20 protein-coding genes are annotated in these 20279 nt (G+C 69.2%); 9 read left to right on the top strand and 11 right to left on the bottom strand.

Annotation, left to right across the window (positions count from 1 at the left end):
- Positions 1–5: 5 nt before the first annotated feature.
- A complete protein-coding gene (locus tag HZS54_RS02965) occupies positions 6–722 on the bottom strand; it encodes a helix-turn-helix domain-containing protein (protein WP_179920477.1) in 717 nt (238 codons plus the stop codon).
- Positions 723–811: 89 nt separating this feature from the next.
- Between HZS54_RS02965 and HZS54_RS02970 the strand changes: the two genes are divergently transcribed.
- Both HZS54_RS02970 and HZS54_RS02975 read left to right on the top strand, forming a co-directional pair.
- A complete protein-coding gene (locus HZS54_RS02970; protein WP_179920478.1) occupies positions 812–1138 on the top strand; it encodes a hypothetical protein in 327 nt (108 codons plus the stop codon).
- Entirely contained in the window at positions 1135–1575 is a 441-nt protein-coding gene (locus HZS54_RS02975) for a type II toxin-antitoxin system VapC family toxin (protein WP_179920479.1), read from the top strand. The genes HZS54_RS02970 and HZS54_RS02975 overlap by 4 nt, the downstream gene beginning before the upstream one ends.
- Positions 1576–1591: 16 nt before the next feature.
- On the opposite strand, the gene HZS54_RS02980 is transcribed toward HZS54_RS02975, so the two are convergent.
- Positions 1592–3757, bottom strand: coding sequence for a heterodisulfide reductase-related iron-sulfur binding cluster (locus HZS54_RS02980; RefSeq protein WP_179920480.1), 2166 nt, complete (start codon positions 3755–3757; stop codon positions 1592–1594).
- A 183-nt stretch (positions 3758–3940) separates the two neighbouring features.
- Between HZS54_RS02980 and HZS54_RS02985 the strand changes: the two genes are divergently transcribed.
- Positions 3941–4540: a conditioned medium-induced protein 4 gene (locus HZS54_RS02985; RefSeq protein WP_179920481.1), complete on the top strand. Its 600-nt coding sequence runs from the start codon at positions 3941–3943 to the stop codon at positions 4538–4540.
- A 458-nt stretch (positions 4541–4998) separates the two neighbouring features.
- A complete protein-coding gene (locus tag HZS54_RS02990) occupies positions 4999–5652 on the top strand; it encodes a CRISPR-associated protein Cas4 (RefSeq protein ID WP_179920482.1) in 654 nt (217 codons plus the stop codon).
- Positions 5653–6127: 475 nt separating this feature from the next.
- Here HZS54_RS02990 and HZS54_RS02995 read toward each other — a convergent pair whose 3' ends face one another.
- The 9 genes from HZS54_RS02995 to HZS54_RS03035 all read right to left on the bottom strand — a co-directional run bounded on the left by HZS54_RS02995 (position 6128) and on the right by HZS54_RS03035 (position 15578).
- On the bottom strand, positions 6128–6724 hold the full coding sequence (locus HZS54_RS02995) for an L-threonylcarbamoyladenylate synthase (protein WP_179920483.1): 597 nt from the start codon (positions 6722–6724) through the stop codon (positions 6128–6130).
- A gap of 60 nt (positions 6725–6784) precedes the next feature.
- A protein-coding gene (locus tag HZS54_RS03000) for an IS630 family transposase (RefSeq protein ID WP_179920484.1) occupies positions 6785–7785 on the bottom strand; the annotation gives its coding sequence in 2 pieces (ribosomal slippage) (positions 6785–7293 and positions 7293–7785; 1002 coding nt in all).
- 483 nt (positions 7786–8268) lie between these two features.
- Complete coding sequence (locus HZS54_RS03005; protein ID WP_179920485.1) at positions 8269–9258, bottom strand: ring-cleaving dioxygenase; 990 nt, start codon at positions 9256–9258, stop codon at positions 8269–8271.
- Between the two features lie 112 nt (positions 9259–9370).
- Positions 9371–9886 carry a redoxin domain-containing protein gene (locus HZS54_RS03010; protein WP_179920486.1) on the bottom strand — a complete coding sequence of 172 codons (516 nt, stop codon included), beginning with the start codon at positions 9884–9886 and terminating at the stop codon, positions 9371–9373.
- Entirely contained in the window at positions 9887–10156 is a 270-nt protein-coding gene (locus HZS54_RS03015) for a glutaredoxin family protein (RefSeq protein ID WP_179920487.1), read from the bottom strand.
- Between the two features lie 77 nt (positions 10157–10233).
- Entirely contained in the window at positions 10234–12114 is a 1881-nt protein-coding gene (locus HZS54_RS03020; protein WP_179920488.1) for an ABC transporter ATP-binding protein, read from the bottom strand.
- Complete coding sequence (locus HZS54_RS03025) at positions 12111–14045, bottom strand: ABC transporter ATP-binding protein (protein ID WP_179920489.1); 1935 nt, start codon at positions 14043–14045, stop codon at positions 12111–12113. Before HZS54_RS03025 ends, HZS54_RS03020 begins: the two co-directional genes overlap by 4 nt.
- Positions 14046–14193: 148 nt before the next feature.
- A complete protein-coding gene (locus tag HZS54_RS03030; protein ID WP_179920490.1) occupies positions 14194–14901 on the bottom strand; it encodes a TetR/AcrR family transcriptional regulator in 708 nt (235 codons plus the stop codon).
- A gap of 71 nt (positions 14902–14972) precedes the next feature.
- Positions 14973–15578 (bottom strand): TetR/AcrR family transcriptional regulator, encoded by a 606-nt coding sequence (locus HZS54_RS03035; RefSeq protein ID WP_179920491.1) that lies wholly within the window; start codon positions 15576–15578, stop codon positions 14973–14975.
- Positions 15579–15831: 253 nt separating this feature from the next.
- On the opposite strand from HZS54_RS03035, the gene hjc reads away from it, so the two are divergent.
- The 5 genes from hjc (at position 15832) to purM (ending at position 20265) form a co-directional block, all read left to right on the top strand.
- Positions 15832–16353, top strand: coding sequence for a Holliday junction resolvase Hjc (hjc, locus tag HZS54_RS03040; RefSeq protein ID WP_179920492.1), 522 nt, complete (start codon positions 15832–15834; stop codon positions 16351–16353).
- A gap of 189 nt (positions 16354–16542) precedes the next feature.
- Positions 16543–17781, top strand: coding sequence for a GNAT family N-acetyltransferase (locus HZS54_RS03045; RefSeq protein ID WP_179920493.1), 1239 nt, complete (start codon positions 16543–16545; stop codon positions 17779–17781).
- Positions 17782–17868: 87 nt separating this feature from the next.
- Positions 17869–18573: a DUF502 domain-containing protein gene (locus tag HZS54_RS03050; RefSeq protein ID WP_179920494.1), complete on the top strand. Its 705-nt coding sequence runs from the start codon at positions 17869–17871 to the stop codon at positions 18571–18573.
- A 102-nt stretch (positions 18574–18675) separates the two neighbouring features.
- Positions 18676–19158, top strand: a complete 483-nt coding sequence (locus HZS54_RS03055; protein ID WP_179920495.1) for a peroxiredoxin family protein — start codon at positions 18676–18678, stop codon at positions 19156–19158.
- Between the two features lie 87 nt (positions 19159–19245).
- On the top strand, positions 19246–20265 hold the full coding sequence (purM, locus tag HZS54_RS03060) for a phosphoribosylformylglycinamidine cyclo-ligase (RefSeq protein ID WP_179920496.1): 1020 nt from the start codon (positions 19246–19248) through the stop codon (positions 20263–20265).
- Positions 20266–20279: the final 14 nt, after the last annotated feature.

Genomic DNA, 20279 nt, shown 5'->3' on the forward strand with positions numbered 1-20279 from the left:
TGGCCCTAATCCATTCGGGGTTTTATATTGGTGTCGGCGCGGCGGAACTGCGCGACGAGGTGGCTCTGGGCGCGGCGCAGCCGCTCGGAGCACGACGCGGGGGCGACGCCGAGTTCGTCGGCCACCTCGGCGGTCGTCGCCGTCCGCGGCACGTCGAAGTAGCCCATCTCGTGGGCGAGCACGAGCGCCTCGCGCTGGGGCTCGGTCATACCCGGCGGGCGCGAGGAGTCGCCGTCGAGCGCGCCGAAGGGACCGGGCTCCTCGGGGTCGTCCGCGTCGCCGTCGACCTCGACGAGTCGGTCGAGGCGGAAGGTGTAGTCGTTGGCGCGACAGAACTCCCGGAAGGCGTCGAACTCCTCGCGGTCGGCGAACCAGCGCCGCTCGGTCCAGCCGTCGGGCGTGACCCGCACGCGGTCGGGGACCGACTTGTTGTTCGCGAGCGTCTCCAGCCCCTCCGGCGGGCCGCCGGTGGGGCGACACTGATACCGGCGCGCGTCGCCGTCGGCGACGACCAGCGAGTGGTCGGTCACCGAGTCGGCGTCCGCGAAGGCGGCCTCGACGGCCTCGCGACCCGCACCGACCGTCCGCACGACGAACTCCGGCGGTCCCGACGGCGCCGCCCGCACCGACTCGAACTCGACGGTCGCCTCGGGCACGCCGGCCGCCACGTCGACGAGCGCCAGGTCCTCGCCGGTCAGGCGAAACTCCGCGATCAGTCCCATGGGACTCGGGAGGGCGCCGAGCCTGTTAACCGCTCGGGACACCGCCGGTCCGGCGAAGGTTTATCGGCGAGAGCGAGCAACACCCGGGTATGGCGTCGATCCCCGTCGACGAGCGGACGAAAGCCCGCATCCGGGAGCTGTGCGAGGAGATCGAGGCGGAAACCGGCCGAGCGGTGTCCGAGCGCTCCGTCGTCGCGCGGGTGGTCGAACGGGAGTTCGCGACCCGCGAAGCGCTGGTCGACTCGTTCCGCGAGGAGTCGGCCGCCCCGGTCGACGACGATGTCGAGGGGCTGTCCGACGAGGAGATCGAGCGGTTCTTCGCTGGCACGAGTGACTGGGGAGTCGACACGGCGGACGACGATATCGACGCGGTCCTCTACGAGGACGAAGCACTGTCGGAGTTCGACACCGAATGAGCGTTTTTCTCGACACCGGGCTCTACTACGCGCTGCAGAACGAAGGGAGCAGTCGCCACGAACCGGCCAGATCGGCGTTCGAAGCCGTACTGCGCGGTCAGTTTGGCTCGGCGTTCACGAGCGAATACGTCTACGACGAGGCCGTCACACTCGTGCGGAAACGAACCGGTCGGTACGACGAGGCGAGGACTGTGGGGGATCGGATCCTGGGACGAAACGAGTACCCCGACACGGTCGACTTCCACTTCGTCTCCCGAACGGAGTTCGACTTCGCGGTCGAGACGTTCGACCGCTACGACGACCAGCCGCTCAGCTTCACCGACGCGACCACGGTCGCGCTCGTCGAACGCTACGACATCGATCACGTGCTCGCGTTCGACGACGACTTCGACGGGGTCGTCGACCGACTCGACCCGGCGGCCGTCGCCGAGAGGTAGCGCTCGCGACGCACACTCAGTCGTCGGCGGGCGACCCCGCGGTGTCACCTTTACCAGCGGCCACACCGCCGCCCTCCCGGACCTCGATCGCCTCGATCAGCAACTCGGCCACGTCGACGACCTCGATGTCGTCCTCGAAGCCGCCGGTCTTGCGGCCGTCCTCGAACATCGTCGTACACATCGGGCATGCGACGACGAACTTCTCGACCGCGGGGCCGACCGCGGTGTCTTCCAGGGCTTCGCGCAGCCGTTCCTCGCTCGGCTTGGGGTCCTCGTCGAACTCCATCCAGAGGCCGCCACCGCCGCCGCCACAGCAGAACGAATCGCTCCGGTTGCGCGGCATCTCCGCCAGGTCGCAGCCCGTGGCGCGAACGAGGTCGCGGGGCGCCTCGTACTCGCCGTTGTACCGGCCGAGGTGACACGGGTCGTGGTAGGTGACGGTGTAGTCGAGTTCGTCGCCGCGGAGGCCGAGTCGGCCCTCGCTCACGAGGTCCTCGACGACCTGCGTCCAGTGGAAGACGGGGGCGCCCGACCAGTTCTCCTCGGGAACCTCCATCATCGGGTCGTCGGCGAACTCCTCGAAGTCGAGTTCGGGGTACTCGTTGGCGAAGGTGTTGAACGCGTGGGGGTCGGTGCAGACGATCCGCTCGAACTCGCAGTCGTCGAACGTGTCGACCAGGGTCGCGGCCTGCTCGACGAAGAGGAACTCCTCGCCGACGCGGCGCACGTCGTTGCCGTCGTACACTTCGTCGTCGTAGAGTATCCCGTAGTCGACGTCCGCCCGTTCGAAGATCCGGGCGAGCGAGCGGGCCACCTTCCTGTTGCGGTCGTCGAAGCTCGGGTAGTCGCCGACGTACCAGAGGTACTCGACGGACTCCTCGCGGGCGTCCGTCGGCTCGCTGTCGAGGTCGTCGGCCCAGTCGGCGCGATTGCGCTGGGACTCCCCGAAGGTGTTTCCCTGCTGCATCACGTTCTGGAACACGTTCTGGACGTTCCGGTCCAGATCCCCCTGGTCGACGAGCTGGCGGTTCATCCGGGTGAACGAATCGAGGTGTTCGATCTCGACGGGGCAGGCGTCCATGCAGGCCATGCACGACATGCAGGACTCCATCGTCGCGGCGTCGACGACGGAGGTGCCGCCGTCGGCGACGATGTCGACCGCCTCGCCGCCGGCGTCGCGGCTCTCGCGGTAATTCTTCAGGTCGAGGATCACGTCCCGCGGGTCGAGCGGGCGGCCGGCGGCCTTGGCGGGGCAGGCCGCCGAACAGCGGCCGCACTTGGTGCAGGCGTCCTGGTCGAGCAGCTCCTTCCAGGTGAAATCGTCGATGGATTCGGCGTTCGTGGCGTCCAGATCGGCCGGGACGCCGGGGAGTCGGCGACCGGCGTCCTCGTCGCGGGCGACGACGTTGGCGGCCGAGGCGAGCATGTGGAACGGTTTCCCGAGCGGGACGGCGGCGATAAAGGCCAGCGCGAGGATCGAGTGGCTCCACCAGACCAGCGGGTAGGTCGCCTCGGCCATCGTGGGGGTCATCCCGGCGCCGTCGAGAGCGACGGCGACCGCCCAGCCGACGAAGCTCACCGTCTCGAAGGCCGGGAAGTCCTGGCCGAGGATTCGCCACCCCTCGGTGAGGTAGCCGCCGACGCCCAGCAGGAAGAGCGCCCAGACGAACAGGTCGTCCTCGGCGGAGGTGTGGCGACCCCACAGACGGCCGTCACGGGCGGCATACCGGCGATAGAGGAGGACGCCGAGCCCGACGACGAAGAGGAGCCCCATCGCGTCGACGACGAACGAGTAGGAGAGGTAGAAGTCGCCGACGAAGAAGGACTCGCCCGTGAGCGGGCCGTAGATGTCCATGTCGACGCCGAGGATGGTGGTCGCGATAAGGAGGGTGAGAAAGCCCCAGAGGACGAACGCGTGGGCGAGACCCGCGACGAGGTCGCCGTCGCGCAGCGTCCGGTTCGAGAGGACGGTCCCCGCCGCGGCGACGACCCGGCCGGGCAGGTCGTCGAGCCGGTTCAGCGGGTCCTCGCTGCCCTCGGCGTAGCGGGCGACCCGGCGGTACGACCCCAGCAGGAAGACGGCGATGGCGACGGCGGCCAGGTAGTAGAACGCGGCCTTCCCGACGGGACCGATCCCCCAGAACGTCGGGCGAGTGACCGCGTCGGCCTGGAGCAAGAGCATACTAGAGCCCGGTCGGTCGCGCCCTTAACGTTTGTCACGATCCCACACGGCTTCGGTTCACAACCGTTGTCCCGTTTGTCGGTTTCGGCGGTCGCGAGTCGGGCGCGACGGCGACGACCGGCCCCGGTGGTCGCAGGTGTCAACAATTATTTAGGTGTGCGTCCCCGCAGTCCGGTTCGGGCAATGGACGAAAAGACCGAGGAACTGCGGGACATCTTCATGGACGTTTCCGACGAGGAGACGGTCACGGAGACCCAGGAGGAGCCGCGGGGCTCCATCGCGGACCAGCCGGACGAGGCGACCATCCGCGAGCGCCTGCGGGGGGTAATCGAGGCGCTCGCCGACCGCTACGACTTCGACTCGACCTTCGAGACGGAGACGTACGTTGAGTTGGTCCGGGGGTTCTACGACGACGGGTCCGACGAGGCGATCGCCGACGACCTCGGCGTCTCGCCCGAGGAAGTGTTCCGCGCACGCATGGATCTGCACCTGTTCCGGGGGGACGACACGGCGGCGCCGTTCGACGTCTGCGAGCTGCGCCGCCGTCGCGACGCCGACGACGCGGCGCTGGCCGAGGAGTTCGGCGTCGACGAGGCGACGCTGGCCCACTACCGCCGCGTCGTCGACGCTCAGGACGCCGCCCGGGCGGCGAACCACCGTTACCAGACCGAGTTCGACGAGATACTCACAGACGCCGCCATCTCGGGGTCGCTGACCGAGTCCGTCACCGACGACGGCCTCGACGAGGCCGCCGAGGACATCGAGACCGACGTGTCCTTCTGAGTGGCGACTTCGGGTCCGATCTCTTCGGCACCGGGGCCGCTATCCGCGCCCGAATCGGTGTCCAAGTCGGTCACTACCGACTAGCGACGGGACTGAGAGAGTTCCCAGCCCGAGAGGAGGATCACGAGCAACCAGCCACCAGAAGCGATCACTCCGAGGGCTCCACCTTCACCAACGACTACTCGATACGTCTGTATCGACCCTGCGATACACGCTGCGACAACGATGAGCCACCACCGACGTCGAGAAGTGCCGCCTGGCATCCTTCGTGTATGTTCGATCCCATCTGATATACGTGTGACTGTGATCCGGCGACGAGCGACCTCTCTGTCCCGAGCATCCGCGCGCCTGTGGCGCGCGGTTCGACCGCCGGAGCGGGGGAAGCGACCGAGGTAACCTCCGGTCGAAAGAGATGGCGGCGCAAGAGTTTAAGACCGAAAGCGGGACCACCGCCGACCATGCACACGTTCCGCGACGTGGCGACGGCGGCGTACTGCCCGCGGAAGCTCTACTACCGCCACCGCGACCCGACGGCCGACGAGGACGTTCCACAGGAGGTCCACGCCCGCCGGGATCTCGCCTTCCGCTACCCGGAACTGCTCGACTCCGACCCCGAGATCCAGGCCGCACCGATCGAGGTGACGCCCACGCAGTACCGCTCGCGACTCGGCCGGTTGCGGGCGAGTCTCGACGCCTGGGACGACCTGGTCGACCCCGCCGACCGCGACGTGTTGCTGGAGGGGCGGGAGTGTCGCGGGATCGCCCACAAGGTGCTGGACGGGCCGCCGCGGCCGTCGCTGGTGTTCGCGGGCGCCCCGCCCGAACAGGGGGTCTGGGAGCCCCAGACCGTCCGGTTGGTCGCCGCCGCGAAGGCGCTGGCCTGGGAGCGCGAGACGACCGTCGAGAGCGCCTTCGCCGAGTACCCCGCCTACGGCGTCGTCCGCGAGGTCCCGGTCACGACGCGCCGGAAGGCGACCTACCGCTCGGCCGTCCGCACCGCCGACGCCATCGACGGCCCGCCCTCCCGGACCGCCAACCGCGAGAAGTGCGCACCCTGCGACTATCAGGGCCAGTGCGGCGTGACGACGCGGTCGCTGAAGTCGATGCTGTGACGCCGGGTGTGCGGTCGCGGTGAACCCTGTGATGCGGTCGCGGTGGACCCTGTGATCGGTCGCGGTGGCGCGCGCTGTCGCGGCCTCCGTGCCGCGACGACACCGCGCGAGGGATGAGCGACCCTCGGGTCGCGAATCGGCTGGGGAGGGTCGTGGCCGTCCCCGGTGCCGTGCGGTGCGGTGCGGGGCGGGGCGGGGCGGTGCGGGGCGGGGCGGGGCGGTGCGGGGCGGGGCGGTGCGGCGCCGTGCGGTCCCTGGTGGACTGAACGGGCGAGACGCGCTCGCGCCGATAGTCGCCTGAGCGGGCACTACCCGAGCGGAGCGAGGGTATCCCGCTCAGCGACCACGAGCGGGTCGAGGGCGTTCGGCGGTCGCTGTCGCTGGGTGTCGATACGACCGCGAGCGGGTCGAGGGCGTTCGGCGATAGCCGTCACCGGTAGTTGCTACGACAGCGACCCCTCGGTTTCGGGTCGAACTACTCGGCGCCCGCGTGCTCGGTGAGCCACGCCTCGATGTCGTCGGCCATCGCGCCGCGGCGGTGGATCGCGCCCGATTCGGCGTCGACGACGGTGCTCTCCATGCCGTCGGTCCGGCCGCCGTCGAGCACCGCACTCACTCGCTCGCGCACCTCGTCGCTCAACTCCAAAATCTCCCGGACGCTACCGGTCCCCGAGCGGTTGGCGCTCGTCGCCGTGACGGGCACCCCGGCGGCCTCGAACAGTTCCAGCGCGAGGTCGTGGTCGGGGACGCGGACGCCGACCTTCTCGCGACCGGCGGTCAGCACGTCGGGGACGCTGTCGCGGCGCTGGACCACGACCGTGACGGGACCGGGCAGGAACTCCCGCATGAATTCGAGTTCTCGGTCGGTCGGGTCGACGTACTCGGTGGCTCGCTCGACGCTGGGGACGCCCAGCGAGACGGGTTTGTCGCGGTCGCGACCCTTCACCTCGAAGACCCGCTCGACCGCCTCGGCGTCGACGGCGTTCGCACCCATCCCGTAGACGGTTTCTGTCGGATAGACCGCGAGCTTCCCGTCCGCGATGGCTCGTGCGGCCCGCTCCACGTCGCTCATTGTCGGAGTTCCGTGGGTCGTCGGCAAAAGCGTGACGCGATTCGCTCGCTATAGTAGTCGTTAGAAGTAATTGCTCACTTTTGGGAGCGACAGTTGGTCGAGAGCGGTATCGATCGCGGTGGTCAGTTGCTCAAGCGAGTCGAAGAACCGGTTGCTGAGAGCGTCTTGGAGTTGTCGCCAGCACTCTTCGACAGGATTGAGTTCCGGCGAATACGCCGGCAACGTGACGAAGGCGAGGTCGTCACGGGCCGCCAGGTCCGTGACGGCCGACGCCTGGAAGTACGGCGCTCCGTCTAGCACGACGATCAAGTCTTCTTCGAATTCTTCGCATAACGCGAGAATGAAATGTTTCGCATGATCGGCGGTGACGTACTCGGTGAATCGTGAGAAAAAGCACTCGCCGTTGTCGGTGATCGCGCCGAGCAGACACGTCCAGTCGCGTTGACCAGACAGTTCAACGCTCGGCCGCGTGCCGCGCGGAAACCACGCGGCACGCGGCTCAACCTGGACAGATTTCTTGGTTTGATCGATGCAGACTATTGTGGCGTCCATCTCCGCTCGCTTTTTTTGATCTCGTCGTGGAACTCCTCTTGCTCGGATTCTTCGGCTTCGGCGGCTGATCGGCGTGGTTTTTGATAACTCAATCCAGCTTCTTTGAGCAACCGCCGGCAGCTCGGATAGGAGTACTCGACGCCGTAGGTGTCTTTGAGAAATTCCTGAACGAGCGCCGGCGTCCACGCCGGCGCGTTGATCCCGACCTCTTCGGGTGGTTCGTGAACGGCTTGCTCGAACTCTTCCTGCTGTGATTCTGAGAGCTTTCGTTTTCTCCCGGATCGATGAGCATCAGACGCAGCTTGCTCAAGCGGTTCGTCCGTATCAAATCGCATCAGCCAGCTGTAGATCGTTCTTCGACCGGTGTCGTGCCACTCTGCAAGCTCGGATTGCGTTACGCCGTTTTTGTACGCGATCGCGGCTAACAACCGTTGTGTCGGCTTGTTTCCTTCGACGTTGTCAAGGGCGTCTTGGAGTTCTTCGACGGAGATATCGTCGAGATGGTCCATTGATCACAGCAATGACTCCTGAGCGGAAAGTTCTAACGGTTACTATAGGAGTGGATGTCCCCAACGTCGACGGTGAGTGCTGAACGCCGACCGTGCTCGACAGTGAGCGGTGAAAGCCCTCGGCGCGCTCGCTAGCAGTTGGATCGACCCCACTCGACAGCGACCGCTGAACGCCCTCGCCGCGCTCGCGGTCGCTGAGTCGGGATATCCGCGCTCTCCGCACGGCCCGCGCGGATAGTAGCCCGCTCAGGCGACTACACGAGCGCGAGCGCGCCTCGCCCGTTCAGTCCACCAGGGACCGCACGGCGCCGCACCGCACGGCACCGGGGACGGCCTCATACCTCCCCAGCCTCTTGCGCTCCGCGCGCCTGCGGCGTGCGGTGCTCATCCCTCGCGCGGTTACCGTCGCGCGCATGAAAGCGCGCTCCAGCACGCGCCACGGTAGTTGTTTGCCGGTCTACTCCGAACCTCGCCGGCCCGCTCTCAGTCGTCGGCTTCCGCCTGTTCCGCTCTCGGGACGGTCACGTCGGTGAGGTTGGCCTCGATCTCCTCGCGGCGGTCCTCGAACTTCCCGGGGAGGACGAGCCGGCCGCCCAGGTCGTCGAGCGGTTCGTCGCTGGTGTAACCCGGCTCGCTCGTGGCGAGTTCGAAGAGGACGCCGCCGTGCTCGCGGAAGTACACCGAGCGGAACCAGTGGCGGTCGATCTGCTGGGTGGGGCTGAGCCCGCGCGAGCGGACGGCCGACCGCATCGCTGTCTGGTCGTCGTCGGTCGGCGTCTGGAAGGCGACGTGGTGGACCGTGCCGTGGCCCTGGCGGCCGCCCTGGATGGTCGGCAACACGTCGACGTACTGCCCGACCTCGCCGGTCGCCTCGAAGCGGGTGCGCTCGTCGCCGGGCGTGTCGCCCTCCGCTTCCTCGGTGCCGACGCGTTCGAGACCCATCGTCTCCAGCAGCTCCTCGGTGGGTTGGGGGTCGGCGAGCCACAGCGTCACCGAGTGGAACCCGCGGATGGCGTGCTCGGTGGGGACGAACTCCGTCCACGGGACCGTCGGGTCGTCGTCGCCGATCTCGACTGCGACCAGTTCGACGGGGAGGCCGTCGGGGTCCTCGAAGGGGAGGACCGTCTCGCCGAAGCGGTCGACGCGGTCGTCGTAGTCGACGCCGTAGTCGTCGAAGCGGTCCTCCCAGTAGTCGAGACTGCCCTCGGGCACGCGGAAGGCGGTTCGGGAGACCTGGCCGGAGCCGACCTTGCCGCGGCTCATCCCCTCCCAGGGGAAGAAGGTCATGCTCGTGCCGGGCGTGCCCTCCGCGTCGGCGAAGAAGAAGTGGTAGGTCTCGGGGTCGTCCTGGTTGATCGACCGCTTGACGAGCCGCAGTCCCAGGGTCTCGACCCAGAAGTCCATGTTGCGCTGGGGGTCGCCCGCGATGCAGGTGACGTGGTGGATGCCCGGTGTGGGGTTCGGATCTGCCATTGACACCCCGTAAGCGCTCGCGATACTTCAATAGGCGCTGACATCGATGTCACCGGGTCTCGCCGGTGTCGGTTGCGACCCGGGGGCGGTCGACCACGCGCTCGCTCGGTCGCTACAGCTCGTCCATCGCGGCCTCGACTTCGTCGTAGTCGGGGAACTCGGGCCACTCGTCGGCCACCCAGGCGTACTGGACGACTCGCTCGCCGTCGAGGGCGAAGACGGCGGGGCGGGGCTCCTCGACCCCGGCCATCCCGTCCAGATCGTTGACGATGTCGAACCGTTCGGCGACCTCGTTGCTCGGGTCGGAGTAGAGTCGGGCGTCGACGCCACGGTCGTCCAGCAGGTCGGCGTGCTCGTACGGCGAGGAGATGGAGAGGCCGACGACCTGGCACTCTTCGCGGTCGAGCCAGCCGCGGTCGCGGACCTCGTTCCAGACGTAGGTGGCGGGGAACGCGCCGTCCATCGAGTGAAACAGGAGGACGACGGGGCTCTCGTCGGTCAGGTCGGAGAGGGACAGGTCCTCCCAGAACTCGGGGCCGACCAGCGGGCGCTCGAAGTCGGGGACGCGGTCGCCTTCCTCGGGGTGGGCGGTCTCGGGGAGGTCGACGACCTCGAAGGGCAGGTCCATTCAGGCGCCCCCCTTCGAGCGCTCGCCGTAGGTGGCGTCGAGGTACTCGACGATGTTGCCGCTCTCGGACATCGTCACGCCGGTCGACTCGTCGACGATGGCCGGCACGGAGCGCTTGCCGGTGAGCCGGGCGACGGCGTCGCGGTCGCTGTGCATCGGCTCGACGAACCGCGAGCGGTAGTCGATGTCGTACGCCTCCAACTTGCGGACGACCCGCTCGCAGAACGGGCAGGCCTGCAGCCGGTAGAGCGTGATGGCTGGGTCGCTCATCTCGCCGGATGTAAGGCCAACAGCCGGGTAAGCGCTTCGCCCCCGGCAGCCCCCGACGACGGCGGTCGGGACCGTCTTCAGCTCCCGACGGCGCCCACCTGCACCTTCCAGAGGTCGGCGTACTTGCCGTCCAGGTCGAGCAGTTCGTCGTGGGTGCCCTGTTCGACGATCTCGCCGTCGTCCATGACGACGATGCGGTCGGCGTCCCGGACCGTCGAGAGGCGGTGGGCGACGACGAAGGTCGTGCGGTCCTCGGTCACCGCGTCGAGCGAGCGCTGGATCAGCACCTCGGTCCGGTTGTCGACGTGGCTGGTCGCCTCGTCGAAGACCAGCATCGGCGGGTCGGCCAGGAGGACCCGCGCGATGGCGATCCGCTGGCGCTGGCCGCCCGAGAGCATGACGCCGCGCTCGCCGACCTCCGCGTCGTACCCCTTCTCCAGGTCGGCGATGAACTCGTGGGCGCCGGCCTCGCGGGCGGCCGACTCGACTTCCTCGTGGGTGGGGTCGTCGACGGCGTAGGCGATGTTCTCGCGGATCGTGCCGGTGAACAGGAACGGGTCCTGTGCGACGTAGCCGATCGCGGTGCGGAGACTCTCGCGCGTGATGTCGCGGGCGTCCGTGCCGTCGACGCGGACGCTCCCCTCGTCGGGGTCGTAGTACGCCTGCAGGAGCTTCAGCAGGGTGGACTTGCCCGCACCGGTCTCGCCGACGAGGCCGACGGTTTCGCCCGGCTCGACGGCGAGGTCGACATCGTGAAGCACGCGCTCGTCGGTGCCGGGGTAGGCGAAGGACACGTCGTCGTACTCGACGCGGCCCTCGGGGTCGTCGAGTTCCGTGCGGCCCTCTTCGCGGGGCGGTTCCATGCGCTGGACGCCGAGGATGCGTTTCGCGGAGGAGGTGGCGCCCTTGTAGAGGCCGGTCACCCAGGCGAGGAATCGGACGGGGAGGACGAGCTGCTGGGTGTAGTACATGAACGGGACGAGCTCGCCGGCGGTGATGGTGCCCGGGAGGAACCAGAAGCGGCTATCGATTGCCCACTCGGTGCCGACGAACAGCGTGGCGACGAAGGCGGCGCCGGCGAGCATCCGGAGCGCGGGCTGGTGGCCGACGCCGACCATGTGGGCGCGCCAGCTGGCGGTCCGGTGGGTGGCCGACCGGTCGGTGACCCGGTCGGTCTCGTGGGCCTCGCCGCCGAACGCCTTGACGGTCTGGATGCCGCTGATGTTCGTCTCCAGCAGCGCGTTCAGGATTCCGGTCTCCTCGCGCACGTCGTCGTTGCGCGCCTCGTGGCGCGCGCCGAACCAGACGTTGGCGGCCAGCAGCAGCGGCGCGACGGCGACGGAGATGAGCGCCAGCTGCCAGTTCAGCAGGGCCATGTAGACGACCGAGCTGGCGAACATCGCGACGGCGACGACCCCGAGGTTCGGCCCGACTTCGAGGAACTGCTCCAGGGAGTTCACGTCGTTGTTGAGGACGCTCATCACCTCGCCGGTCTGCTGGGTGTCGAAAAATCCCATGTCCAGCCGCTGGACGCGGTCGAAGGCGTCGACCCTGATGCGGTGGAGGGTGCGCTGGGCGAACAGGAACAGGGCGTACTCGGCGAAGATGCCGAAGGTCATGTCGACGAGCTTCAGCCCGACCAGCAGCGCGACGGTGAAGGCGAGCATCCCGGTGGGTTCGGCCGGGATCCACCCCACCGGGACGAGCGGCAGGTCGTAGCTCATGCCGTTGAACATCGCGTCGAAGGCCAGCCCGACGATGAACATGTCGAGGTTCGAGATGAACTGCGCGGCCACCGACGACGCGGCGCCGGCGCCGAGCCACCGCAGGTTCCCCCGACCGCCGTCGCGCAACAGCGACGGGAGCGGCCGGCGCACGTCCTCGGCGGCCGCCGCGATGCGTCCGCGCTCGCGGCCGTCCGCGGCCTCCTCGGCGTCGGTCTCGCCCTCGTCGCTCATCGCGACACCTCCCCGTCGACCGCCGACTCGATGCGCTCGGAGGGGCGGTCCTCGGCCCGCGCCCGCTGCAGGAACGCCTCGGAGACGGCGTCGGTGTCGCCCACCTGCACCCGCCACAGGTCGGCGTAGAGCCCGTCGCGCTCGAGTAGTTCCTCGTGGCTCCCCTGCTCGACGACCCGGCCGTCGTCGACGACGACGATGCGGTCGGCGTTGCGCACGGTCGACAGCCGGTGGGCGATGGCCAGGGTCGTCCGCTCGCCGGCCAGCGCGTCGATGCTCTCCTGGATCTGCCGCTCGGTCTCGTTGTCGACGTGGCTGGTCGCCTCGTCGAGGACGAGGATCTCCGGCTCGCGCAGCAGGGCGCGGGCGATGGCGATCCGCTGGCGCTGGCCGCCCGAGAGGCTCTCGCCGCGCTCGCCGACCTGCGTGTCGTAGCCGTCGTCGAGCCCGGTGACGAACTCGTGGGCGCCCGCGAGTCTCGCGGCGTGTTCGATCTCGTCGTCGTCGGGGTCGTCCACCGCGTAGCCGATGTTCTGTCGGATCGTCCCGTAGAACAGGAACGGGTCCTGGCTGACGTAGCCGAGGTGCTCGCGCAGGCTCCGCGGGGACATGTCGGTCACGTCCTGGCCGTCGACGGTGACGGCCCCCTCGTCGGCCTCGTAGAACCGGAAGAGCAGTTTGGTGATCGTCGACTTGCCGGCGCCGGTGGGGCCGACGATGCCGACGAGCGAACCGGGCTCGGCCGTGAAGCTCACGTCCGTGAGTTGCTGTTCGTCGCTGCTCTCGTAGCCGAAGTCGACGCGGTCGTACTCGATGCGACCCTCGCGCACGTCGAGTTCGTCGCCGGTCTCGTTCGCCTGCCGGTCGGTTTCGAGGACGGCGACGATACGCTTGCTGGAGGCCAGCGCGTTCTCGTAGCTGTCGAGCACGTCGAGCATGAGCTGGCGGATCGGGCCGTAGAAGGACTTGCTGTACAGCAGGAAGGTGAGGAGGGTCCCGGCGGTCAGCGAGTGGCCCAGCACCGGTGGCGCGCCGTTGAGGTTGATGTAGGCGCCGACGGCGAACAGGCCGACGAACGAGAACGACGACACCGACCAGCTGCTGTAGTTGAAGATGAGCCGCAGGCGGATGACCGACCAGTTGCGGTCGCGGTACTCGCGGGAGGCGTCGGCGACGGCGTCGCGCTCGCGGTCCTCGCGGGCGAAGCTCTTGACCGTCGCGATCCCGTCGATGCTGTCCTCCAGGCGCGCGTTGATCCGCCCGACGCTCTCGCGCACGTCCTCGTAGACGGGCTCGACGCGGGTGGTGTACCAGCGGCCGAGCAGCCCGAGCCCGACCGGGAGGACGAGCAACAGCGCCGCGAGGCGGACGTGCAGCATCGCCATGAACGCGAAGGCGACGGCGATCTGGGTGACGAAGCGCAGCCCCTGGACGGCGTTGTTGCCGAAGCCGTTGAGGTTGCTCACGTCGTTGTTGAGGACGCTCATCACGTCGCCGGTCTGGCGGCGGTCGAAGAAGTCCATCTCCCGCCCGACGAGGGCGTCGAAGGTGTCGACGCGGATGTCGTGCAGCGTGCGCAGGCGGGCGGTGCCGGCGACGCGGCCGGCGAGCCAGCTCAGCGCGCCGTCCAGCGCGAACGCCGCCGCGAGCAGGCCGATGGTGAACGCGACCTGGCCCTCCGTCGTCGTCGGGATCACGCCGTCGGGAACGAGCGGGAGCGAGTACGAGGCGCTCGACAGGAGGATGGCGTCCAGCGCCACCCCGACGACCAGCGCGGGCACGCGCTGGGGCACCTGCGCGAGCGCCGTGCCGACGACGGCGACGAGATAGCGGGCCTTGTAGGGGCTGGCGTACCGGCGGACGAGGTGGACCAGCGGGTTGCCGACGTGGTCGGGGGCCTCGTACTCGGTGGTATCGGACGATTCGCTCACTGGGAGTCACCTCGGCCGAGGGCGCCGGTGCGGGGGACGGCGGTGGGGCGGCGCCACGGGGTACAGCGATCTGCCGTCGGGTCCCGGATAGCGCTACCGGTGGTGTGTCGGTCGGTAGTACACCCCACGGGCGGCCGGGTCGGCCGTCTCACGTATCGTCCTCCGCGAGGTAGTCGTCGACCATCGCCTCCACGCCGTCGAGGACCGGCCGGACGCGCTCGTCGTCGGCGAAGATGGCGCGGCGGTTCTGCCCCGAGCGGACGGCCGCGACGTAGGTGACCGCGAACGGCTCGGGGTCGACGGCGCGGAACTGCCCGGACTCGATCCCCTCGCGGACGGCGTCGGCGACGAACCCCTCCAGGAAGTCCGAGTCGTACTCGACGGCCTCGCGCAGCCGCTCGTCGTAGGGCGCCTGGGCCTCGATCTCCAGCAGCATCCGCGAGAACTCGACGGCCTCCTCGAAGTCCTCGCCCGCCGGCGTTCGCAGCATGTACCGGGCGAGTTCCAGCAGGCGCTCGCGGGGGTCGTCGCTGTCGGCGCGCTCGCGGACCTCGTCGGTGAGATGATCCAGCCCGTTCGTGAACATCGAGAACACGAGGTCCTCCTTCGTGTCGTAGTAGTAGTGGACGAGCGACTGGCTCACGCCCGCCGCGTCGGCGACCGCCTGCGTCGTGAACTCGTCGAAGCCGCGCTCGACCAGCACGTCGAACGCCGCCCAGCGGATCTCGTCCTCGGTCGAGGGACCGTCGCCGCCGTCCGCGGCCGTGTCGGCCGGTGCGTCGGATCGGTCGGCGGACCGGTCTTCCGCCGGATCGCCATCGATCGTCGCGCTCGCGTCCGCGGCGTCGTCGGTCATGCTCTTGATTGAGTACTCAATCAAATAAATGGCTGACGGTCGCGGAAGCGTCGGGCCGGACCGTCACGCGGTCACGCCTCCCCGTCGCCGGCGACGAGCAGGTCGTCGATCAGGTACTCCTCGATCCCGGCGAAGGCCTCGTCGGTCGGGGCCGCGTCGCCGAGGATCACGTCGTGCGATTGGGCGCCCTCGATGGTCGAGCGAAAGAGGGCGGCGTAGCGCTCGGGGTCCACGTCGCGGAACTCCCCCTCGTCGATCCCCTCGCGGACGATGTCGGCGACGACGCCGCGGATGAGCCGGTCGTTCTCGACGAGTTGCTCCTGCAGGGCCGGCTCGAAGGGCGCCTGGGCGCGCATCCCCAGCAGCGCGGTGTGAAAATCCCGGGTCGCCGCGTCGTCGCCCAGGCCGACCACGACGATCTCGGCCATCCGAAGGAGTCGCTCGCGGGGGTCGTCCGGGCCGCCGTCCTCGACCTCGTCGATGAACTCGTCGAGCAGGTTCGAGAGAAAGGCGACCATCAGATCCGCCTTCGAGTCGTAGTGGTAGTGGATGAGCGACTTGCTCTTCTCGAACTCGTCGGCGATGGCCTGGACCGTCAGGTCGGCGTACCCGTGGTTCGCGAGCGCGCGGAAGGTCGCGTCCATGATCGCCGCGCGCGTCGAATCGTCCCCCGACATATCTGACTGAATGGCCAGTCGGTACACAAAGCGCTGCCGATCAGCCCCCGAGAACGGGGACGACGCGCGAACGAGCGTGTCCGGGAGTGCGACGGGATCGAGGCCGTCCGGGAGACCCCCGGAGCGATGGCGGCCGTCGCGCTCGGCGACCGAGCGGGGCCGGCGCGTCACCGGTCCGCGGTCGGGCGGTCGGGCGACCACTTCCGCTCCGGTGCCGACAGCCTTTAGCCGGCGGTCGGCAATCTTCGAGCAGATGGCGAACTCGAACGCGAAGGGAGACCGCCGCGAGCGGGAACTCGTCAACGAACTCGACGCGGCGGGGTTCGCGGTGATGCGCGCGCCCGCCAGCGGGAGCGCCACCGAGCGCGAACTCCCCGACGTGCTGGCCGGCGACGGAACGGACTTCTACGCCGTCGAGGCCAAGTCCTCCGCCGGCGACCCCATCTACCTCGACGGCGAGGAGATCGAGGCGCTCCTCTTTTTCTCGCGCAACTTCGGCGCCAAACCCCGCATCGGCGTCCGCTTCGACCGCGAGGACTGGTACTTCTTCCACCCCGGCGACGAGGCCGTCCACGTCACCGACGGGGGCAACTACCGCGTCAAGAAGGAGACCGCGCTGGCCCACGGCGTCGACTTCGACGAACTCGTCGGCCACTCCGAGAAAGTCACCTTAGCGGAGGTCGCCGACGACGGCCCCGACCAGGGCACGCTCGACGTGCTCTCGGCGTTCGAGCGCGGCGACCTCTCGAAGGAAGAGGCCGCCGAGATGCTGTAGTTCGGTCGGCCGGTGAGCGGCGCGCGGTCGGTAGCGTTCGGTACGGCCATCTTTTTGCGGCGGAAGATCCCCGCAGCGATCCTGCGGGCCGCGAGGAACTCCGTCCGAAAAAGCGCGTTCGCAAGCCGCACTGATCGCGTCCGTTCCCGCGACCGAAGCTATATCCGGACGCGCGGTCCGAGGGGAGATATGACGGACGACGCGGCCGCTCCCGCGGTGAGGGCCCTCTCGGCCGACCGCTACGACGAGTTCCGCCGGATCGTCGACTACGCGTTCCACCCCGAGGAGGGGCCCCGGACCTACGACGACGAGCCCGAGCGGATCGCCGACCGCTACGGGGCGTTCGTCGACGACGACCTCGTCAGCGTCTGCGGCCACTACGACCTCCGTGCGAACCTGCGGGGCGAGTGGGTCCGGCTCGCGGGCCTGGCCGCCGTGGCGACGCCCCCGGAACGCCGCCGGGAGGGGTACGTCGGCGCCCTCGTCGACGACGCCCTGGAGCGGTGGCGCGGCGAGTATCCCCTCTCGGCGCTGTGGCCGTTCTCGCGGTCGTACTACGAGCAGTTCGGCTGGGCGACCGCCAACACCGCGACGACCTACACGTGCCCGACCGAGCAGCTCGCGTTCGCCCGCGGGGCGGCCGAGGGGCGCGCTCGGCCGGTCGAGCCCGACGAGTGGCGCGCTCTCCGGTCGGTCCACGAGAGCCAGGCGGAGGCGACGACGCTGGCGCTCAAGCGCCGGTCGGAGACGTGGTGGCGCGAGCGGGTCCTCTCCGAGGGGGGCGACGACCGGCCGTGGGCGTACGTCTGGGAGCGCGACGGCGACGTGTGCGGGTATCTCGTCTACACCTTCAAGGACGCCGGCGAGGGGTTCGGCGACCGCAGGCTGACCGTCGACGATACGGCCGCCGCCGACCACGAGGCGTGGCTCGGTCTGCTCGGCTTCCTCGCCGACCACGACTCCCAGGCGACCGAAGTCCGCTTCGCCGGCGACGCCCGGACGGATCTGCTCGACCTCGTTCCCGACCCCGACGCGGTCGACTGCGAGGTGGAGACGGGGCCGATGGTCCGCGTCGTCGACGTGACCGACGCGCTCGAAGCCTGCCCCTATCCGGCCGACGCGAGCGCCGACTGCACGCTCGCCGTGACCGACGCGACCGCCGACTGGAACGACGGCCGGTTCCGGCTGACCGTCGCCGACGGCACGGGCGAGTGCGAGCGGGTCGACGGAGCGAGCGACGGCGCCGATGCGGCCGCCGAGGCGGACGCGACCCTGGACGTGGGAACGCTCTCGCAGCTCGTCGTCGGGTATCACGACGTGGCGGCCGCACGCCGCGTCGGCGGCCTCTCCGTGGCCGAGGGGTCGGTCGCCGACACCCTCGCGACGCTGTTCCCGTCCGAGCGGGTGTATCTGCGGACGTTCTTCTGAACGGGGCGGCGCCGGCCGGTGGCGGGGCGAACCGCCGTGTGGCGCCACCCGAACAAGGCACTTCGGTGTGCGAGCCCAACCGATCGCATGTCCAGACCGGACGTGAACGACATCGCCCAGGTCGCGGCCGAGGAGAGCAGGGAGGTGCGTCGGGACTTCAGGCAGACGCTGCTGTCGGGGCTGGCGCTGACGGTCCCGTTCCTGATCACCGTGCTGGTGCTGTTCTGGGCGCTGGGGTTCGTCGCCGGCATGCTTGCGCCGCTGGCCGACGCGCTCGTCGCGCTCGGCCCGGGCAGTCAGATGAGTACCTGGGTCGTGCAACTGCTGGCCGGGGCCATCGTGTTCGGGCTCGTGTTCCTCGTCGGGGTCGCCGCCCAGCACGGCCCGGACACCCACATCGCCCGCCGGTTCGACGTGCTCATGGAGGACCTGCCCGGTATCGGCTCCATCTACACCAGCGTCGAGCGCATGAGCGACGTGATGGTCGAGGGCGACACCGAGAGCTTCCGCGAGGTGAAGATCGTCGAGTTCCCCCGCGAGGACTGCTTCGCGCTCGCCTTCCTCACCGCGAGCGCGCCGGCCACGATCGAGGAGGCCGCCGACCACGGCGAGATGGAGACCGTCTTCGTCCCGATGGCGCCCAACCCCGTCATGGGCGGCCACCTCGTCAACCTCCCCGAGGACCGCATCTTCGACGTGGATCTCTCCGTCGAGGAGGGGATGCAGGCGGTCATGACCACCGGCATGGCCATCGACGAGAGCGTCGAGGACGAGGGGCAGAGCGCCGACTGACCGTCGCCGACCGAGGGCGCCGCCGACCGCGCGACGCCCGAGTGGGCGCGACCCGCACACTGCCGGCCGCCGACTTACACCGCTCGGGGCCCTCGCTCCGATATGAGCCTCGACGGCGAATCCGCACCGGAGTTCGAACTGCCCAGCACCGGCGGCGATACCGTCGCCCTCGCCGACGAACTGGAATCGGGGCCGGCGGTCGTCCTGATCAATCGCGGCGTCTGGTGTTCGTTCTGCGCCGAGCAGCTCCAGACGTTCAGCGAGGTCTCCTACGACATGTGGTTCCACGACGACGTGAGCGTCGTCCCGGTCGTCCCCGACTCGCTCCCGAAGGTCACGGAGATGCGCGACCGCTACGACCTGTCGATCCAGCTGCTCGCGGACCCCGACGGCGAGGTCTGCGAGCGCTACAGCGGCACGGAGGAGACCAGTCACGGCCTCACCGGCAAGGCGGGTACCTACGTGATCGACGAGGAGGGTATCGTCCGGTACGAGGATGTCTCCGACACCCCCGCCGACCGCACCTACGGCAACTGGGTCCGCTACTACATCCGGAACGACTACGAGCCGCCGTTCGAGGGGTAGCCGCCCGGCGCGCGGACGCCTCCGTCGGGTCCCGGCCGTTCCACCCGAAACGGTGGCCTTTTGCTCGCGCTCCGCGGGGATTCCCATATGACCGACGGGGACGCCGAGGACGCGGCGGACGGGACCGACACGGACGAGGACGGCGAGGGACTGACCTACGCCGAGGCGGGCGTCGACATCGCCGGCCAGGAAGCGGCGACGGCGGCGCTGGTCGGCGCCACCGGCGACTTCGAGGGCGACTTCGCCGGACTGCTCGACATCGGCGACCGCTATCTCGCGCTCGCCGCCGACGGCGTCGGGACCAAGCTCCTGGTCGCCGAGGCGCTCGACGACTACTCGACTATCGGCATCGACTGCATCGCGATGAACGCCAACGACCTCGTCGCGGCGGGGGTCGACCCCGTCGCCTTCGTCGACTACCTCGCCGTCGAGGAGCCCGACGACGCCACCGCCGAGGCCATCGGGAAAGGGCTCGACGAGGGCGCCGAGCGCGCCGGCGTCGCGCTGGTCGGCGGTGAGACGGCCGTGATGCCCGACGTGATCAAGGGCCTCGACATCGCCGGCACATGCGCCGGCCTCGCCCCCAAGGACGCCATCTTCCCCGGCGAGGCCGAGGCGGGGGACGTGGTGGTGGGATGGCCCTCCTCGGGCGTCCACTCCAACGGCCTGACGCTCGCTCGCGAGGCCGTCACCCGCGACCACGAGTACACCGACCCGTTCCCGCCGAACCCCGACCGCTCCATCGGCGAGGAACTGCTCGAACCGACTCGCATCTACAGCGATCTGCTGGGAGCGCTCCGCGATGTCGACACCCACGCCGCCGCTCACGTCACCGGCGGTGGCTGGACGAACCTCACCCGGATGGGCGAGTTCCACTACGAGATCACGGACCCCTTCGACGCCCAGCCTGTCTTCGAGTTCGTTCAGCAGGAGGGCGACGTGACCGACGAAGAGATGCACCGCACGTTCAACATGGGCACCGGCTTCGTCGCCGCGATGTCCGAAGACGACGCCGAGGCGGTCGTCGACGCTACGGAGGACGGGCGGATCATCGGCCACGTCGAGGAAGGCGAGGAGTCCGTCGCGATCCGCGGGCTGGAGCTGTAGAAGCGCGGAACGTT

Source organism: Halosimplex pelagicum, from assembly GCF_013415905.1.
GTDB lineage: Archaea > Halobacteriota > Halobacteria > Halobacteriales > Haloarculaceae > Halosimplex > Halosimplex pelagicum.

What these genes read in the sequence shown, in the direction of transcription:
- HZS54_RS02965 (WP_179920477.1), bottom strand. Translation starts at nt 722, where the DNA reads ATGGGACTGATCGCGGAGTTTCGCCTGACCGGCGAGGACCTGGCGCTC.
- HZS54_RS02970 (WP_179920478.1), top strand. Translation starts at nt 812, where the DNA reads ATGGCGTCGATCCCCGTCGACGAGCGGACGAAAGCCCGCATCCGGGAG.
- HZS54_RS02975 (WP_179920479.1), top strand. Translation starts at nt 1,135, where the DNA reads ATGAGCGTTTTTCTCGACACCGGGCTCTACTACGCGCTGCAGAACGAA.
- HZS54_RS02980 (WP_179920480.1), bottom strand. Translation starts at nt 3,757, where the DNA reads ATGCTCTTGCTCCAGGCCGACGCGGTCACTCGCCCGACGTTCTGGGGG.
- HZS54_RS02985 (WP_179920481.1), top strand. Translation starts at nt 3,941, where the DNA reads ATGGACGAAAAGACCGAGGAACTGCGGGACATCTTCATGGACGTTTCC.
- HZS54_RS02990 (WP_179920482.1), top strand. Translation starts at nt 4,999, where the DNA reads ATGCACACGTTCCGCGACGTGGCGACGGCGGCGTACTGCCCGCGGAAG.
- HZS54_RS02995 (WP_179920483.1), bottom strand. Translation starts at nt 6,724, where the DNA reads ATGAGCGACGTGGAGCGGGCCGCACGAGCCATCGCGGACGGGAAGCTC.
- HZS54_RS03005 (WP_179920485.1), bottom strand. Translation starts at nt 9,258, where the DNA reads ATGGCAGATCCGAACCCCACACCGGGCATCCACCACGTCACCTGCATC.
- HZS54_RS03010 (WP_179920486.1), bottom strand. Translation starts at nt 9,886, where the DNA reads ATGGACCTGCCCTTCGAGGTCGTCGACCTCCCCGAGACCGCCCACCCC.
- HZS54_RS03015 (WP_179920487.1), bottom strand. Translation starts at nt 10,156, where the DNA reads ATGAGCGACCCAGCCATCACGCTCTACCGGCTGCAGGCCTGCCCGTTC.
- HZS54_RS03020 (WP_179920488.1), bottom strand. Translation starts at nt 12,114, where the DNA reads ATGAGCGACGAGGGCGAGACCGACGCCGAGGAGGCCGCGGACGGCCGC.
- HZS54_RS03030 (WP_179920490.1), bottom strand. Translation starts at nt 14,901, where the DNA reads ATGACCGACGACGCCGCGGACGCGAGCGCGACGATCGATGGCGATCCG.
- HZS54_RS03035 (WP_179920491.1), bottom strand. Translation starts at nt 15,578, where the DNA reads ATGTCGGGGGACGATTCGACGCGCGCGGCGATCATGGACGCGACCTTC.
- hjc (WP_179920492.1), top strand. Translation starts at nt 15,832, where the DNA reads ATGGCGAACTCGAACGCGAAGGGAGACCGCCGCGAGCGGGAACTCGTC.
- HZS54_RS03045 (WP_179920493.1), top strand. Translation starts at nt 16,543, where the DNA reads ATGACGGACGACGCGGCCGCTCCCGCGGTGAGGGCCCTCTCGGCCGAC.
- HZS54_RS03050 (WP_179920494.1), top strand. Translation starts at nt 17,869, where the DNA reads ATGTCCAGACCGGACGTGAACGACATCGCCCAGGTCGCGGCCGAGGAG.
- HZS54_RS03055 (WP_179920495.1), top strand. Translation starts at nt 18,676, where the DNA reads ATGAGCCTCGACGGCGAATCCGCACCGGAGTTCGAACTGCCCAGCACC.
- purM (WP_179920496.1), top strand. Translation starts at nt 19,246, where the DNA reads ATGACCGACGGGGACGCCGAGGACGCGGCGGACGGGACCGACACGGAC.